The 14,620-nt window shown below is 70.0% G+C and carries 9 protein-coding genes and 1 pseudogene; all 10 read right to left on the bottom strand.

Translation table 11 applies throughout. The features are described 5' to 3' along the window. Positions 1-40: 40 nt before the first annotated feature. On the bottom strand, positions 41-1,459 hold the full coding sequence (locus tag BM060_RS13690; RefSeq protein WP_074980582.1) for an aldehyde dehydrogenase family protein: 1,419 nt from the start codon (positions 1,457-1,459) through the stop codon (positions 41-43). Then, positions 1,452-2,642 carry a pyridoxal phosphate-dependent aminotransferase gene (locus tag BM060_RS13685; RefSeq protein WP_074980581.1) on the bottom strand — a complete coding sequence of 397 codons (1,191 nt, stop codon included), beginning with the start codon at positions 2,640-2,642 and terminating at the stop codon, positions 1,452-1,454. The genes BM060_RS13690 and BM060_RS13685 overlap by 8 nt, the downstream gene beginning before the upstream one ends. A 54-nt stretch (positions 2,643-2,696) precedes the next feature. Continuing rightward, a pseudogene (locus tag BM060_RS13680) lies at positions 2,697-4,371 on the bottom strand (5-guanidino-2-oxopentanoate decarboxylase); the annotation flags it as partial. Positions 4,372-4,503: 132 nt separating this feature from the next. Next, positions 4,504-6,594, bottom strand: a complete 2,091-nt coding sequence (locus BM060_RS13675; protein ID WP_074980579.1) for an acetate--CoA ligase family protein — start codon at positions 6,592-6,594, stop codon at positions 4,504-4,506. A gap of 10 nt (positions 6,595-6,604) precedes the next feature. Continuing rightward, on the bottom strand, positions 6,605-7,765 hold the full coding sequence (locus tag BM060_RS13670; RefSeq protein WP_074980578.1) for an acyl-CoA dehydrogenase family protein: 1,161 nt from the start codon (positions 7,763-7,765) through the stop codon (positions 6,605-6,607). A 17-nt stretch (positions 7,766-7,782) separates the two neighbouring features. After that, the gene (locus BM060_RS13665) at positions 7,783-8,571 is read right to left on the bottom strand and encodes an enoyl-CoA hydratase/isomerase family protein (RefSeq protein ID WP_074980577.1); all 789 of its coding nucleotides are present in this window, start codon (positions 8,569-8,571) and stop codon (positions 7,783-7,785) included. A gap of 331 nt (positions 8,572-8,902) precedes the next feature. After that, the gene (locus tag BM060_RS13660) at positions 8,903-10,306 is read right to left on the bottom strand and encodes an amino acid permease (RefSeq protein WP_074980576.1); all 1,404 of its coding nucleotides are present in this window, start codon (positions 10,304-10,306) and stop codon (positions 8,903-8,905) included. 512 nt (positions 10,307-10,818) lie between these two features. Beyond that, positions 10,819-13,020 carry an ATP-binding protein gene (locus BM060_RS13655; RefSeq protein WP_074980575.1) on the bottom strand — a complete coding sequence of 734 codons (2,202 nt, stop codon included), beginning with the start codon at positions 13,018-13,020 and terminating at the stop codon, positions 10,819-10,821. Further along, positions 13,017-13,790 (bottom strand): substrate-binding periplasmic protein, encoded by a 774-nt coding sequence (locus BM060_RS13650; protein WP_135499891.1) that lies wholly within the window; start codon positions 13,788-13,790, stop codon positions 13,017-13,019. Before BM060_RS13650 ends, BM060_RS13655 begins: the two co-directional genes overlap by 4 nt. Next, complete coding sequence (locus BM060_RS13645) at positions 13,787-14,527, bottom strand: response regulator transcription factor (protein ID WP_135499876.1); 741 nt, start codon at positions 14,525-14,527, stop codon at positions 13,787-13,789. The genes BM060_RS13650 and BM060_RS13645 overlap by 4 nt, the downstream gene beginning before the upstream one ends. Between the last annotated feature and the right edge of the window lie 93 nt (positions 14,528-14,620).

Here is a 14,620-nt window from a genome sequence, read left to right as displayed (position 1 = left end):
GCGGGAGAGGGCTGGGGAGAGGGCGCTCTTCAGACGGTGCTCAGAGTTGAATGGCCTTGTGTTCGACGAACTCCGCCAAACCCTCCTCGCCCCACTCACGGCCGTTGCCGGACTGCTTGTAGCCGCCGAAGGGCGCGCGGTAGTTGAACGCGCCGCCGTTGACGAAGCATTGGCCGGCGCGCATCTGCCGGGCGAGGCGCAGGCCATCCTCGCGATCGCCCGCCCAGACCGCGCTGGACAGGCCGAACGGCGAGTCGTTGGCGATCTGCAGCGCTTCGGCCTCGTCGGCATACGGGATCAGGCACAGCACCGGGCCGAAGATTTCCTCGCGGGCGATGCGCATCGAATTGTTCACGTCGGCGAACAGCGTCGGCTGCACGTAGTGGCCGCGCTCCAGGCCGAACGGCCGTTCCGCGCCGCCGCAGAGCAGGCGCGCACCCTCCTCCTGGCCGACGCGGATGTAATCCAGCACGGTGCGGCGCTGGCCGGCCGAGCACATCGGGCCGAGGAAGCTGTCGGCGTCGAGCGGGTCGCCCAGCTTCAGCGCCTCGGTCTCGGCGCGGGCGATCTCCAGCGCCTCGGCGTAGCGGCTGGCCGGCAGCAGCATGCGCGTCAGCGCGGTGCAAGTCTGCCCGGAGTTGATCATCACGTCCTGCACGCCGTGGCGCACGGCGGCCGCCAGGTCGGCGTCGGCTGTGATCAGGAACGGCGACTTGCCGCCCAGCTCCAGGCACACGCGCTTGACCGTCGGCGCCGCCGCTTCGGAAACGCGGATGCCCGCCGTGGTCGAGCCGGTGAACGAGACCATGTCCACGTCCGGATGCCACGCCAGCGCCTCGCCGACTTTCGAGCCGGGGCCGCTGACCAGGTTGAAGACGCCGGCCGGCAGGCCGATGGCGTCGATCATCTCGGCCAGCAGGAAGGCGTGCAGCGGGGTGTCCTGGCTCGGCTTGACCACCACCGTGCAGCCGGCGGCCAGGGCCGGGGCGAGCTTGCCGATGAGCTGGTGCAGCGGGTAGTTCCAGGGGTTGATGAAGGCGCACACGCCCACCGCTTCCTTCACCACCAGCGAGTTGCCGACCTCGCGCACCTCGTCCATGTGCGCGGCCAGAGGGGCGTAGCTTTCCAGGCCCTCGATCGGTCCGTCGACCTGGACCATGCGGCACCACTGCACCGGCATGCCCAGCTCGGCGGTGATCAGCGCGGCCATCTCGTCGGCGCGCGCCCGCAGCTGCTCGGCCAGGGCGCGGATGTAGCCGGCGCGCACGCTGGAAGGTGTTTGCGACCAGGCCGGGAAGGCGCGCCGCGCGGCTTCCACCGCGCGGTTCACGTCGGCCTCGGCGCCCAGCGGCACGCGGCCGATGGTCTGTTCCGTGGCCGGGTTCTGCACCTCGGCCAGGCCCTGCCCTTGCGGCGCTACCCAGGCGCCGTCGATGTACAGCTGCAGGCGGTCATGCATAGCGCTTCTCCTTGAGCAGTTCGGCGGCGCACAGGGCAATGCGTCGGCAGGCTTCGCGCAGCGGCTCGGCGCCGAGCACCAGGCCCAGGCGGATGTGCCCGGCGGCGCTGGGGCCGAAGGCTTCGCCGGCCAGCACCGAGACGCCGTGGCGGTCCAGCAGCAGGTCGGCGAAGTCCTGGGCGGAGAGGCCGGTGGGGCGGATGTCGACCATCACGAACATGCCGCCGTCCGGGCGCAGCGCGCGCAGGCCGACGCAATCGGCGAGGCAGTCGAGCACCAGGTCGCGGCGCTGGCGGTAGGCCTCGCGCATGGCTTCCAGCTCCGGCAGCTGGGCTTCCAGCGCGGTGCAGGCGGCGTCCTGGACGAAGTCCGGCGAGCCGTAGAGCATGCACAACGCGAGGTTTTCCAGGTGGCCGCAGAGCGCCGGCGGGCCGACTACCCAGCCCACCCGCCAGCCGGTCATGGCGTGGGACTTGGACAGGCTGTTGAGGGTCGCGGTGCGCTCGGCCATGCCCGGCAGGCTGGCCGGGCTGATGTGCTCACCGTCGAAGATCAGTTCGCTGTAGACCTCGTCGGAAATCATCCACAGGTCGTGTTCGATGCACAGCTCGGCCAGCGCCTCCCAGGTAGCGCGCGGCAGGCTGGCGCCGGAGGGGTTGTGCGGGCTGTTGATGGCGATGGCGCGGGTACGCGGCGTGACCAGCTTCGCCACGTCCTCGGCCTGCACGCGGAAGCCGTGCTCGGAGCGCACCGACACCGGCACCACCTTGGCCCCGCAGGCGCCGAACACCGCCTCGTAGGTGACATACATCGGCTCGGCGACTATCACCTCGTCGCCCGGGTTGAGCACGCACTGCGCCACGGCGTAGAGCGCGCACTGCGCGCCGGCCAGCACCACGACGTCGTTCGCGTCCACCGCCTGGCCGCTGCGTTGCGTGTGGCGGCGGGCGATGGCCTCGCGCAGGTTGCGCTTGCCGCGCACGTCGGAATAGTGGGTGTTGCCGGCCAGCAGGCTGTCGATGGCCGACTGCACGATGGGCGCCGGGGTGTCGAAGTCGGGGTCGCCCACAGACAGCAGCAGAATGTCGTCGCCCTGCTCCAGGCGCGCCAGGGCGCGGTAGTGGATGTCCCAGGCGGCCGCGCCGTCGCCGGCGATGCGTTGGGTGAGGTTCGAGAAGCGCATGACGGGGAGTCCTTCAATGCGCCGGGGCCTGCGCCCCGGCGGGTGCAACGGGGCCTACTTCGCGCAGGCGTGTTTCAGCTCGATCAGGGTCACGCCGGGGTGGGCGAAGCCTTCGCGCAGGTCGCGCTCCAGCTCGTCCAGGCTCTGCGGCTGGCGCATCTCGCAGCCGTAGGCGCGGCCGAGCAGGGCGAAGTCCGGGTTGCGCGGCAGCACGCCGACCGGCTCGATATCCAGGCCGAGCATGTCGTCGCGGATCTGCCCGAGGGCGTCGTTGTTCCACAGCACCACCACCAGCGGGCTGTCCAGCTCCTCGGTGGCAGTGGCCAGTTCCTGCGCGGTGTAGAGGAAGCCGCCGTCGCCCACCAGCACCAGGCCGGGGCGCTCCGGCGCGCCGAACTTGGCGCCGATGCCGGCCGGCACGCCGTAGCCGAGGGTGCCGTAGCCGGTGGGGTGCAGCCAGCCGCGCGGCGCCTGACTGGGGTACAGGTAGTTGGCGGTGTAGGCCAGCTGGGTCATGTCGCTGGCGATGAAGGCGTTGGCCGGCAGCGCCTTGGCGATGCGTTCGAGGATCGCCTTGTGGATAAGCTGCAGCGGCGCGTGGCTGGCATCGAGTTGCTGGCGCAGCTGGGCGACGCGGTCGATGGCGCTGCCGGCGTCGCGCTTGGCGACCGGCAGCGCGGCGAGCAGCGCTTCTGCGGTGGCTTTCGAATCGCCCAGCAGGGCCACGGCGCTGGGGTAGAAGTCGTTGAACTTGCGCGAGTCGAGGTCGACGCGGATCAGTTCGCCGTTCAGCGGCAGGCGCTCGCGCCAGTAGTCGGTGTCGGCCATCTCGGTGCCGATGGCCAGCACCACGTCGGCCTCGGCGATCATGTCCCAGCCGGCCTGGGTGCACAGAGTGGCGCCGGCGGACAGCGGCGCTTCCGGGGCCAGCAGGCCCTTGCCGGCGACGCTGGTGAACAGCGGCGCGGCCAGGCGCTCGCTGAGCGCGGCCAGGGCGTCGGCGGCATGCAGCGCGCCGCCGCCGGCGATGATCATCGGCCGCTTGGCCGCGGCGAGTTTATCCACAGCCTGGCGCAGCGCGGCGGCGGCGGGCTGGCCACGGCCGGCGCGGCGCACCACTTCGTGGGTCCAGTCGCGGGCGATGGGCGCGGCGAGCACGTCCAGCGGCACCGAGATGTGCACCGGGCGCGGACGCTCGCTGTCGAACACGGCGTAGGCGCGGGCGATCAGCTCGGGCAGGTCTTCCGGGGTCAAGGCAACCGCCGAGAACGCGGTGATCGGCGCGGTCATGGCGCGCTGGTCCTGGGTCTCGTGCAGGCAGCCCCAGCCCTTGCCCAGGCTGGCGGTGTGGTTGACGCTGGAGATCACCAGCAGCGGGATGGAATCGGCGTAGGCCTGGCCGATGGCGGTGGCGGCGTTGGTCACCCCCGGGCCGGTGATGATGAAGGCCACGCCGGGCTTGCCGCTGACGCGCGCGTAGCCGTCGGCCATGAAGCCGGCACCCTGCTCGTGGCGGGTGAGCACATGGCGGATGCCGCTGCCGGGCAGGCCGCGGTACAGCTCCAGGGTGTGCACGCCGGGGATGCCGAACACGGTGTCGACGCCGTAGTTGGCCAGCAGGCGGACCAGGGCCTGGCCGCCGGTGAGGGTCTTCTGTTGTTGCATGGGCAAATCCTCGTCTGTCCGGCGACGTGTGTGATCGCCGTTCGCGCCGTAGCGCTCTTGCCCCCTCTCCCGCTTGCGGGAGAGGGCTGGGGAGAGGGGCTCTTCGCCGGCCGCATCGGTGCGTCGGCCCGCCACCCTCTCCCCCAGCCCCTCTCCCTGAAGGGAGAGGGGAGCGTTCGTGTTCCCCTTCAGGTCCTCAGGCGTCGGCCAGCCGTATGAGCGCATCCACCGCCACGGCGCCTTCGGCGTTGACCAGCAGCGGGTTGACGTCCAGTTCCAGCAGGCCGTCGGCGTGCTCGCAGGCGTAGTCGGCGACCGCGCGGATGGCGTCCACCAGCTTGTCCATGTCCACCGCCGGGCGGCCGCGGAAGCCGCTGAGCAGCGGTGCGCTGCGCAGGCTCAGCAGGGCGTCGCGGATGGCCGCGTCGGTGGTCGGCAGCAGCAGGCTGCGGCTGTCCTTGAGCAGCTCGACGAGGATGCCGCCGGCGCCCAGCACCAGGGCCAGGCCGAAGCCGACCTCGCGCTTGATGCCGACGATCAGCTCGGCCAGTGGCGGGCTGGCCATGCGTTCCAGCAGCACTTGCTCGAACTTCAGCTGCGGTGCGTGCTTCGCCAGGTTCTCGCGCATGTCGAACAGCGCCGCTTCCAGGGCCGCTTCGTTGCGCAGGTTGAGCGCCACGCCGCCGGCCTCGGTCTTGTGCGGCAGCTCGGCGCTGACCGCCTTGAGCACCAGCGGATAGCCCAGGTCGGCGGCGGCCTCGCGGGCCTGGCCGGGGGTGCTGAGCACGGCGGCCGGCAGCGGCAGGCCGAAGGGTTTCAGCGCCTGCTTGGACTGCCACTCGTCGAGCAGCCGGCCCTGGCCGTCGATGGCCTGCGGGCACAGCGGCACCAGCGCCGCTTCACCGCGCGCCAGCAACGCGTCGCGGCGCTGGCGGTAGTGGGCGATGCGGCCCCAGGCGGCGAGGCCATCTTCCACACCCTGCAACGCCGCCACGCCGTGGCCGTGCAGCAGTTCGCGGGCGTGGGCCGGCAGCAGTTCGGGCAGCGCCGAGGCGATGAAGCCGACCTTGTCGTGGCGTTTCAGCGCCGCACAGTAGAGTTCCAGCAGCAGGTCGCACTGCGGACGTTCGCCGGTTTCCTCGCCGGGGTAGTCGAGTACCAGCAACGCAGCGTCGGCCGGCGTGCGCAGGGCGCTGTCGAGCATCCGCTCCAGCGCCGGGCCGTCGCCCCAGATGGCGGTGGTGAAGTCCAGCGGGTTGGCGATGTTGGCGTAGTCCGGCAGCACCTGGGCCAGTTCGGCGCGCTGCGCGTCGACCAGCCTGGGCAACGGCAGGCCGTTGCGTTCGGCGTAGTCGGCGATCAGCCCGGCGTCGCCGCCGGAGCAGGCCAGCGCGGCCAGGCTCGGGCCGGCCGGCAGGTTGCCGCAGGCGGCGGCCTTGAGGGTTTCGATGAAGCTCACCGGGCCACTGACGCGGATCACCCCGAGGCGGTCGAAGAGCGCGTCGTACAGCGCGTCGGAGCCGGCCAGCGAGCTGGTGTGGCTGAGCGCCAGTTCCGCGCCGATCTGCGATACGCCAGTCTTCAGCGCGATCACCGGGATGCCTTTCTGCAGCGCCTTGTAGGCGGCGCGGGCGAAGCCGGGGACGTTCTTCAGGCCTTCCAGGTGCAGGCCGATGGCGGTGACGCGCGGCTCGTCGAGCAGCACGTCCATCAGCTCGGCCACGCCCAGCTGGGCCTGGTTGCCCACCGAGGCCATGTAGGCGATCGGCAGCGAGCGGTCGCTCATCGACAGGTTGTAGGCGAAGTTGCCGCTCTGCGTCAGCACCGCCACGCCCTTCTCGACGATGTGCCCGCCGTGGGCCACCGGCCACAGCGCGGCGCCGTGCAGGTAGTCGAGCAGGCCGTAGCAGTTGGGACCGAGCAGGGCCATGTCGCCGGCCACATCGAGCAGGCGCTGTTGCAGGGCCTGGCCCTCGGCGCCGGTTTCGGCGAAGCCGGAGGCGTAGCAGATGGCGCCGCCGGCGCCCTTGGCGGCCAACTCCGCGACCGCGTTCAGGGTCAGGTCGCGGTTGGTGGCGACGAACACCGCGTCCGGGCCTTCGGGCAGCTCGGCGATGCTGCGCACGCAGGGCACGCCTTCCAGCTCGTCGTATTGCGGGTTGACCAGCCACAGCGGCCCGGCGAAACCGCCCTCGGCGCAGCGCTTGAGCGCGCGGGCCATGCTGCGGCCGCCGATGAAGGCCAGGTGACGGGGCGCCAGCAGGCGCTTGAGGTTTTCGCGTTGCATGGTCCGGACCTCAGCGCAGCAGCGGCCGCAGCAGTTCGCGGGAGATGATGTGGCGCTGGATTTCCGAGGTGCCTTCCCAGATGCGCTCGATGCGCGCGTTGCGCCAGATGCGTTCCACCGGGCCTTCGTCCATCAGGCCCATGCCGCCGAAGATCTGCACGGTCTCGTCGGCGACCTTGCCGAGCACTTCGCTGGCGAACAGCTTGGCCATGCCGGCCTCGCCGTCGGTCATGCTGCCCTGGTCCATCTTCCACGCGGTGTGCAGGGTCATCAGCTCGGCGGCGCGGATCTGCGTGGCCATGTCGGCCAGCTTGAAGGAAATGCCCTGGTAGCTGCCGATAGCCTGGCCGAACTGCTTGCGGTCGGCCGACCATTGCAGGGCCAGGTCCATGGCGCGCTGGGCCTGGCCGACGCAGTTGGCGGCGACCATCACGCGGCCGGCGGTGAGCCAGGCGTTGGCCACTTCCCAGCCCTTGTCGACTTCGCCGAGGACCTTGGAGGCCGGCACGCGGCAGTCGTCGAAGAAGATTTCGTAGGTGTGGTAGCCCTTGTTGCTGACGCATTTCGGGCCGCGGCGCACGGTCATGCCGGCGGTGCCCTTGTCGACCAGGAAGGCGGTCACGGCGTTGCGCTTCTTGCCGTTGCGCTCGTAGGTGTCGGTGACGGCGAAGACGATGGCGAAGTCGGCGTGCCCGGCGTGGCTGATGAAGTGCTTGGCGCCGTTGATGACGAAGTCGTCGCCGTCGCGCACGGCGCGGGTCTTGATCGAGTTGGCGTCGGAGCCGGCGCCCGGCTCGGTGAGGGCGAAGCAGTCGATCTTCTCGCCGTTCACGCAGGGCAGCAGGTAGTCCTGCACCTGCTGGCCCTTGCAGGCCATGAGGATTTTCGACGGCCGCGCGACGAACACGTGCAGCGCCCAGGAGACCTTGGACAGCTCGCGCTCGACCAGCGCCTGGGACAGGTAGTCGAGGCCGCCGCCGCCGACTTCCTCGGGCATGTTGAAGGCATAGAAACCGGCGGCCAGCGCCTTGCCGCGAATCTGCGCGGCGAGCTCCGGCGACACCGCGTCGGCGCGGTCGACTTCTTCCTCGTGGGGCAGCAGCTCTTTCTCGACGAAAGCCTTGACCGCCTCGACGAGCATTTCCTGTTCCTGGGTCAGTTTGAAATCCATGGGGAATACCTCGCCGCTCAACGGCCTTGGAAGTGGGGGGAACGTTTCTCGGCCACGGCGCGCAGGGCTTCGGCGGCGTCCTCGCTGCGGCCGCAGAGCAGCCCGGCGGCCTGCTCGGCCTCCAGTTGCTGGGCCAGCGTGCGGTTCGCGCCGTCGCGGATCAGGCGCTTGGTCTGGGCGAAGGCGAAGGTCGGGCCGGCGGCCAGGCGCGCGGCGAATTCGCCGACCTGGGCCTGCAGTTGGTCATCGGCGACCACTTCGCCGACCAGCCCGGCGTTCAGCGCGCGCTCGGCGTTCCACAGTTCGTCGAGGAACAGCAGGCGCTTGGCCGCTTCGGCGCCGATCAGCCGCGGCAGGTGCCAGCTGGCGCCGGCATCCGGGCAGTAGGCCATGCCGGTGTAGCCGGCCTTGAAGCGCGCCGAGGCGCCGGCGATGCGGAAGTCGCAGCACAGGGTGAGGTCCATGCCGGCGCCGACGGCGGTGCCGTTGACCGCGGCGATGGTCGGCTTGTCCAGGCCGTGCAGGCGACTCATCAGGGCGTGGGCGGTTTCGGTCCAGCCGTAGGTTTCCAGCTCGCCGCGGGCTTCGGCCTCGGCCCATTCGGCGAGGTCGGCGCCGGCGCAGAAGCTGCGGCCCTCGCCGGTCAGCACGATGACGCGCACGGCCGGGTCGACGGCGCAGGCGTCGAGCAGCGCGTGCAGGTTCTTCAGCGTGGGAACGTCCAGCGCGTTGCGCTGTTCGGGGCGGTTCAGGGTGATCCAGGCGATGCCGTCCTGGACCCGGCTGAGCGGGGATGCGTGAGTCATGCTGGCCTCGTTGTTGTTGTCGCATGAGGGCGGTGTTGGCCACCATACTAAACAAGTGTTCAACAAGACGGCAATGCACCCGTTCGGGGGGCTTGTAACGCCCCGCCGGACGGCGGGAAGGCCGCGCGGTGCGGGGGCTGTGGGGATTCGGAAGGGTTTTCCCCGGGACCTTGTTACAACTTCGCACAAACGGCCCTGCGGGCTCTTCGTAGGAGCGAGCTTGCTCGCGAACCGCATGGCAGCGGAGCCGCTGGGAAATCCGTTCGCGAGCAAGCTCGCTCCTACGAGAAGCCGAAAAGCGAAAAGCCCCGCAGGGCGGGGCTTCGTGGGTTCAGCCGATACTGGGCACCGCCTCGCTGACCCCCTGCGGGCGCTTGCGCTTGAGCACGTAGTAGGCCAGGTAGCAGGCGGCGATGAAGCCGAAGCCCCAGTACAGCGACGGGCGCTGGGTCGGGTCCATGGCCAGGAACACGAACAGCGAGCAGCAGATGGCGATGCAGGCCAGGGGGATCAGCGGGAACAGCGGCGCGGCGTATTTCAGGTCGGCCACGCTGCCGCCCTTGGCCATGTGTTCGCGGCGGAAACGGTACTGGGCGTAGGCGATGACGATCCAGGTCACGGTGCCGGCCATCCCGCTCACCGCCATCAGCACCATGAACAGGGTGTCGGCGGCGACCACGCTGGTCAGCAGCGAGAGCAGGGCGAAGGCCAGGCTGATCAGCAGCGCGTACAGCGGCACGCCGCGGGAACTGAGCTTGGACAGGCCCTTGGGCGCCATGCCGGTCTTGGACATGGCCCAGAGGATGCGGGTGGAGGCGTACAGGCCGGAGTTGCCCACCGAGAGGATGGCGGTGAGGATGACGAAGTTCATCAGGTCCGCCGCGTAGGGGATGCCGACCATGTCGAACACCTGCACGAACGGGCTTTCCACCAGCCCGGCCTTCTGCCAGGGGACGATGGCGGCCAGCACGATGATCGCCAGCACGTAGAAGATCAGCACGCGGAACACCACGTTGCGCACGGCGCGGGGGATGCTCTTCTCCGGCTGGTCGGTCTCGCCGGCGGCCACACCCATGATCTCGCAGCCCTGGAAGGCGTAGACCACCGTCATCATCACCGCGAACACCGCCGACAGGCCGTTGGGGAACAGCTGGTCGCCGACCAGGTTGTTGAGCATGGGGGCCGGTGCGCCGTCGTTCAGGTGGATGCCGCCGAAGATCACCAGCACGCCAACGATGATGAAGGCGAGGATGGCCGCCACCTTGATCCCGGCGAACCAGTACTCGGCCTCGCCGAAGGCGCGGGTGGCCAGAGCGTTGAGGGAGAACAGCACGACCACGAAGAAGCCCGACCAGAGCCAGATCGGCACTTCGGGGAACCAGCGCGTCATCAGCATGCCGGCGGCGGTGAATTCCAGGCCGACGGTGGAGGCCCAGCTCATCCAGTACACCCAGCCGATCATGAACCCGGTGGCCGGGCCGATGAAGCGCGTGGCGTGGGCCTGGAAGGAGCCGGAGACGGGCATCTGCACCGACAGCTCGCCCAGGCAGACCATCACCAGGTACATCAGCAGCCCGGCCACCAGGTAGGCCAGCACGGCGCCGGCCGGGCCGCCCTGGTTGATGGTGACGCCGGCGCCCATGAACAGCCCGGTACCGATTACTCCGCCGAGGGACAGCATGAAGATGTGGCGGCTCTTGAGCGCGCGGGTGAGCTGGATCTTCGAATCAGACATGGCGCACCCCCGCTGAACGGCGGGCGCGGCGAAGCGGAACTCTACGTTGGATCATTGTTGTTATCTCCAATCAGTCAGAGGCCGTGGCTCGTGGCACGGATACCGCCGGATTATTCGAAGGGGATGTAAGGTCGCGTTGAACGGCGGGATCGAAGATGTAAAAAGCTGTAAGGAATTTGTAGCGGGCTAGTCCCCACGCCCTCGGGATAACGTCCGGCTAACTCCGAAACATCCAAGCCTGCCGAACGGCCCCCTCTCCCTTCAGGGCGGGGCGCGCAGCCGAGGGCTGGGGAGAGGGGACGGAGTCAGCCGAACGCACGGAGTTCATCTGGGAGCCCGCAACCCTCTCCCTAACCCTCTCCCTGAAGGGAGAGGGGACTGTCCGTGCCAGCGGGAAATGCGTGCCTCCCGGTAAGCCATGCGGCTATGCATGCTTTTCGTAGGAGCGAGCTTGCTCGCGAACCGCATGGCACCGCAGCCGCCGGGGAGTCTGTTCGCGAGCAAGCTCGCTCCTACAGGAGGTGCGTCCTGGCGGTGCTGAGTTGCGTGTCGAGTCTTTCGCTCCAGGCTTGCAGCGGTTCGCCGGCCAGGGCCGCTTCTTCCAGGCCGTGCAGGCATTCGCCCAGGCCGCGCAGGCCCATGGAATGGCAACTGCCGGCCAGGCGGTGGGCCAGGCCGGCGGCCTCGCTGGCATCGCCGGCGCGGATGGCTTCGTGCAGCAGCGGCAGTTGCTGTGCCAGCAAGTCGCGCAGCACGCCCAGCAATTCGCTCACCCGGTGCTCACCCAGCAGTTCGCGGTGAGTCGCCAGCACCTGCTCGTCGATCACCCCATCCGCCTCGCGCTCGGGCACAGGCGCGTGCAGGCTGGCCAGCGCACGGCGCAAATCATCGACCCGCAACGGCTTGGCCAGCACGCCTTGCATGCCGGCTTCGAAGTAGGTGCGCACCAGCGCCGGCTGCACGCTGGCGGTGAAGGCGAGGATCGGCGTTTCCCGGTTGCGCCCGCCCTCCTGGCCGCGAATCGCCTGGCACAGTTCGATGCCGCCCAGGCCTGGCAAGTGCATGTCCAGCAGGATCAGGTCGAAGGCCTGCTCGCGACAGGCGACCAGCGCCGGTTCGGCATCCTCGGCCAGGCGCACGGCGTGACCGTCTCGCTCCAGCAGCCCCTGGGCCACTTCGCGATTGAGCGGCACGTCCTCCACCAGCAGCACGCTCAGGGCACGTTCGCCGCGCGGGGCCGCCTGCGGTTCCACCACGGGAGCCAGCGCGGCTTGCAGCTCGACCTCGAACCAGAAGGTGCTGCCCTGCCCTTCCCGGCTGCGCACGCCGATGCGCCCGCCCATGGCTTCCACCAGGCGCTTGCTGATGGCCAGGCCCAGGCCGCTGCCGCCGTAGCGGCGGGTGACTTCCTCGCTGGCCTGGGTGAAGCGCTCGAAGATGCGCGCCTGCACCGCCTCGGGAATGCCGATGCCGTCGTCGACCACCGCAAAGCGCAGGCGCTGGCTTTCACCTTGCTGCGCCAGCAGTTCCACCTCCACGCGCACTTCGCCGCCCTCGGTGAACTTCACCGCGTTGGCCACCAGGTTGCTCAGCACCTGGCGGAGGAACTGCTCGGCGCCGCGGCAACGGCGGCGCACATCGTCGTCCAGGTGCAGCGACAGGCGCGTGGCGTTGGCCGCCGCGCGGGGTTCCAGCAGCGTCAGCACTTCGTCGAGCAGTTCGCCGAGGTCGAAGTCCACCGGCTCCGGCAGGCTGGCGCCGTCCTCCAGCTTGGCGAAGTGCAGCACTTCGTTGAGCACCGCCAGCAGGCCCTCGCCGGCCTTGTGCAGGGCGTGCAGGCGCTTGCGTTCCAGCTCGCCGAGGGGCGCGTCGCGCAGCAGTTCGGCCATGCCGAGGATGCCGTTGAGCGGGGTGCGGATTTCGTGGCTCATGGTGGCCAGGAAGCGGCTCTTCGCCTCGTTGGCCGCCTCGGCCTCGTCCTTGGCCCGGCGCAGGCTGGCGGTGCGCCGCTCGACCTGGCGCTGCAGTTCGTCGCGCTCTTCGCGCAGGGCCTGGCGCATGTCGTCCAGGGAATGGGCCACGGTGTCGAGTTCGTCGTCTTCGGCGCGGATGCGCTTGTCCAGGCGCAGCGGCTGTTGCAGGTCGCCGCCGGCCATGCGCCCGGCGAACTCGGCCATGCGCTCCAGGTGGCGCGTCACCAGCTTGTGGAACAGCCAGCTCAGGGCCACCGCCAGGCCGCAGAGGAACAGACCCATCCACAGCAGGTTGCTCAGCCCGCCGTGCCACAGGCGGCGGTAGACGGCGCCCTGGTCGATGGCCACGGCCAGCTCGCCAAGGGCGCGCAGCTCGCCGTCCGGCGGCTGGTAGCTGAGCGGGAAGTGTTCGACGCGCAGCGGGCCGGGGGCCTGGATGTCGCCCTGGATCAGGTTGAAGTCGGCGCTGGCGAGGCTCGCCCAGGCGATATCGGGGAAGTCCACCAGGCCGTGCAACTGCACGTTGAGCTGGGCCTGGTTGAGGTCCCACAGGCTGCGCTCGAAGCTGGCCAGGTAGCCGCTGCGGATCAGCTCCAGGCGGGTTTCGATGTCGCGCATCTCGCGGCGGTATTCCAGGTACAGCTGCAGCGCGCCGGCCAGCAGGGTGAAGCACAGGCTGAAGCCCAGCACCCGCAGCAGCAGGCGCCGCGCCAGCGGGCCGGGGGCGCGCAGGGCCCTCATGGTTGCGCCCCGGCGGCGAGCATGGCGCGGTAGTCGCGCTCGCTCTCATCCAGCCAGCGCGCCAGGCTGCCATCGGCCTGCAGGCGTTGCAGGGCCTTGTCGATCTCGCCCAGGCGCGCCTGCAACGGCGAATGCCGCGACACCGCCAGGCGCAGGTAGTCGACGGTGATCGGTTGCGGCGCGTCCACGATGTCCTCCCCGCCGGGCAGGCGCTCGACCAGCAGCCGCCCGGTGCGCCGCTCGTAGGGGATGAAGTCGATGCGCTGGCGGATCAGCTTGCCGAAGTTCTGCGTGCTGTCGGAGACGTACTCGATGTTGTCGTGGCTGGCGACGAAGCGGTCGAACGCGGCGCCGTAGCTCTCGCCGAAGAGCAGGCCGCCGCGGTAGCGGGAGAGGTCGTCAAGCGTCTGGAAGCGCACCGGTTTGCGGCGGTTGTAGAACAGCGCCACTTCCTCGCGCAGCACCGGCGCCTCGGCGAAGGCCAGGCCCTGGTCGCGTTGCGCCGTGCGGTAGGCCAGGACCACGTCGACGCGGCCGGCGGCGGCGTCCATCAGGCAGCGTTTCCAGTTGCCCAGCACCACCACCTGCACGTCGTAGCCGAGCCCGCCGAGCACGCTCTTCACCACCTGCGGCGCCAGCCCGCGCACTTCATGGCCGTCGCTCCAGGACACCGGCGGGTACACCGGATAGTCGCAGTAGCGCACGCGCTCGGCGGCCGGCGCCAAACCACACAGGGTCAGGGCGAGCAGGGCCAGCCAGCGCACGTTCAGGCGTCGCTGGGGGCGGCGGTGAACAGGTAGCCGGCGCCGTGGATGGTGATGATCAGCTCGGGTTCGGCCGGGTCGTCGCGCAGCTTGCGGCGCAGGCGGCCGACCAGCACGTCGATGGAGCGGTCGTTGGGCAGCCACTCGCGGTTGCGGATCTGGTCCATCAGCTGGTCGCGGCTGAGGGTGTGGCCACTGTTGCGCAGGAACACGCTGAGCAGCTGGAACTCGCCGTGGGTGAGCAGGGTTTCGCCGCCGTCGCGGTCGACCAGGCGCCGCCGGTCCGGGTCCAGGCGCCACTGGGCGAAGCGCTTGAGCGGCTGGCGCGCCGGCGTTGCCGTGGCCGGCGCGCGGGCATGGCGCACGCGGCGGATCAGGTTCTTCGCCCGCGACACCAGCTCGCGCGGGTTCGGCGGCTTGATCACGTAGTCGTCGGCGCCGCATTCCAGGCCGACGATGCGGTCAATGTCGTCGTTGCGCCCGGTGATCAGGATGATGCCCACCTCCGAGCGCACGCGCAGTTCGCGGGTGAGGGTCAGGCCGTCCTTGCCGGGCAGGCGGATGTCCAGCAGCACCAGGTCGAAGGGCGGGCCGCCCTGCTCGGCTTCGGCCAGGCTGGCCTCGGCCTGTTCGGCGGTGCTGGCGCAGGCCACCTCGTAGCCCTCCCCGGCGAGGTAGGACTGGAGGAGTTCGCGGATCAGCGGATCGTCGTCGACGATCAGTACACGGGGAGCCATCGCCAATACCCTGCTGCGGCCGCCGGCGAGGTCGCGGCGGATTTCTTATTAGAGGATGGACGCCCGTGGGAAATTTCCCAGGGGCCGGCGCAGAGTAGC

Source organism: Pseudomonas citronellolis, from assembly GCF_900112375.1.
Classification (GTDB): domain Bacteria; phylum Pseudomonadota; class Gammaproteobacteria; order Pseudomonadales; family Pseudomonadaceae; genus Pseudomonas; species Pseudomonas citronellolis.
Note: the sequence above shows the minus strand (reverse complement) of the source record. Positions and strands in the feature narration are given on the sequence as shown.

Coding starts and splice junctions, on each gene's coding strand:
- BM060_RS13690 (WP_074980582.1), bottom strand. CDS start 1,459: ATGCATGACCGCCTGCAGCTGTACATCGACGGCGCCTGGGTAGCGCCG.
- BM060_RS13685 (WP_074980581.1), bottom strand. CDS start 2,642: ATGCGCTTCTCGAACCTCACCCAACGCATCGCCGGCGACGGCGCGGCC.
- BM060_RS13675 (WP_074980579.1), bottom strand. CDS start 6,594: ATGCAACGCGAAAACCTCAAGCGCCTGCTGGCGCCCCGTCACCTGGCC.
- BM060_RS13670 (WP_074980578.1), bottom strand. CDS start 7,765: ATGGATTTCAAACTGACCCAGGAACAGGAAATGCTCGTCGAGGCGGTC.
- BM060_RS13665 (WP_074980577.1), bottom strand. CDS start 8,571: ATGACTCACGCATCCCCGCTCAGCCGGGTCCAGGACGGCATCGCCTGG.
- BM060_RS13660 (WP_074980576.1), bottom strand. CDS start 10,306: ATGTCTGATTCGAAGATCCAGCTCACCCGCGCGCTCAAGAGCCGCCAC.
- BM060_RS13655 (WP_074980575.1), bottom strand. CDS start 13,020: ATGAGGGCCCTGCGCGCCCCCGGCCCGCTGGCGCGGCGCCTGCTGCTG.